This is a genomic window from Noviherbaspirillum autotrophicum, from assembly GCF_000818395.1.
In the GTDB taxonomy this organism is placed as follows: Bacteria; Pseudomonadota; Gammaproteobacteria; order Burkholderiales; family Burkholderiaceae_D; genus Noviherbaspirillum; species Noviherbaspirillum autotrophicum.
The window spans coordinates 1-1,486 of sequence record NZ_JWJG01000021.1; the positions used below are offsets into that span (position 1 = coordinate 1).

Genomic DNA, 1,486 nt, shown 5'->3' on the forward strand with positions numbered 1-1,486 from the left:
GGCCTCCGCGATGGTTGCGGTGCCTGCTGCCGCAGGCACCGCCTTCATTTCTCTTTGACTCTCAGGGGAAGTCCTTGCAAACAGAATCGGCCGCTGTGAGCCTATTTGGGAATCCATGGTGATGTCCGTTCCAGACGACTGTCAGGAACGCATGACATGGAACAGTCGATCCTAAGAAGCCATTCATGACTTTCTGGCGCCGTCGAAATCCGCGAATTGCACCTATATCTATATTTCTACTTGCGTCCCAAGTTCGATGACTCTATTGGCCTGCACCCGGTAGTAATCCGCTGCATCGCGCGCATTGCGTGACATTGTTGCAAACAATGCTTCCCGCCACAATGCCATGCCGCTGCCAACCCGCGGGATGACGTTCTGCCGTGCAATGAAGTAGGATGTTTGCATTGGGTCGAGATCGAGCCCCACTTCCTTACACTGACTAAGCGCCTGAGGAATGTCGCGTTCATCCAAGAACCCGTAATGGATATTTAGCTGGTAGCAGTTGTGACCAAGATTTTCCACCTGCACCCGCTGAGAGGATGGAACACGAGGAAGGTCTTCGTTTTTCACCGTCAGGAATACGGTGCGCTCGTGCAGAATCTTGTTGTGCAGAAGGTTGTGGAGCATCGCGTGCGGCACGTCCTTCCCTTCCGCACGAAAGAATACTGCGGTCCTTCCACACGTATTGGTGCGCCGATAAACAGGGGCTGGAGAAAATCGTGGAGCGGAACGAGATGGCGCTGCAGGTTTTCGTATACCAGGTGCCGTCCTTCCTTCCACGTCGTCATCACGAGCATGGCAACCGCGCCCAACACCAGCGGGAACCAGCCAACCAACGGTAGCCGGTGACGAGGACGCCCAGCCCGGGGGATTGATGGATTGCACCGGACGACTGGCAATGACGTGGAGATCCTTCCAGAAGCCGACAGGGAGATACAGAGCAGATCGAACCCGTGTCATTCGCAAATGAGCAGCCTTGCCTCGAGCGTCTCCACCAGCGAGCCGGTCACTGCTTTCACGCGGTAGCTCGCGTCTAAGCTCCTGCAGTAGAATCGTTTTCTCATTTCATTCCTGCCAAGACCATGATCGTGCGCGACCGCCCCTCGGGCCTGAAGCTGTTCTTCGTTCTGAAGGGGTCGATCCTGCCGCGTGTGGCCGTCGTGCTGTTCATTAACATCATCCTGGCCGTGGCCGTCACTGCGCTGCACGGCTCGTTCTTTGACCTCAAGGTCACTTTGACGCCCATACCGTTCACGCTGATCGGGTTGGCGCTGGCCATCTTCCTCGGCTTTCGCAATTCGGCCGCCTATGATCGCTATTGGGAAGGCCGTAAGTTGTGGGGACAGCTCGTGTACGAAAGCCGCAATCTCGCGCGCCAATGCCAAAGTTTGATTGCTGCCGCCATGCCGTTACGCTTTGAGGACGGATTGGCGGACGTGCGGATGCGCATGATCATGCGTGCCATCGCTTATGCTCATGCCCTGCG

At 56.5% G+C, this 1,486-nt stretch carries 2 protein-coding genes and 1 pseudogene; 1 reads left to right on the forward strand and 2 read right to left on the reverse strand.

The features are described from left to right. Positions 1–228: 228 nt before the first annotated feature. Together TSA66_RS25250 and TSA66_RS28160 are read right to left on the reverse strand one after the other, a co-directional pair. On the reverse strand, positions 229–639 hold the full coding sequence (locus TSA66_RS25250; RefSeq protein WP_408639467.1) for a KUP/HAK/KT family potassium transporter: 411 nt from the start codon (positions 637–639) through the stop codon (positions 229–231). Further along, a complete protein-coding gene (locus tag TSA66_RS28160) occupies positions 573–797 on the reverse strand; it encodes a hypothetical protein (RefSeq protein WP_408639468.1) in 225 nt (74 codons plus the stop codon). Before TSA66_RS28160 ends, TSA66_RS25250 begins: the two co-directional genes overlap by 67 nt. 285 nt (positions 798–1,082) lie before the next feature. On the opposite strand from TSA66_RS28160, the pseudogene TSA66_RS01215 reads away from it, so the two are divergent. After that, positions 1,083–1,486 (forward strand): annotated as a pseudogene (locus TSA66_RS01215) (bestrophin family protein); the annotation flags it as partial.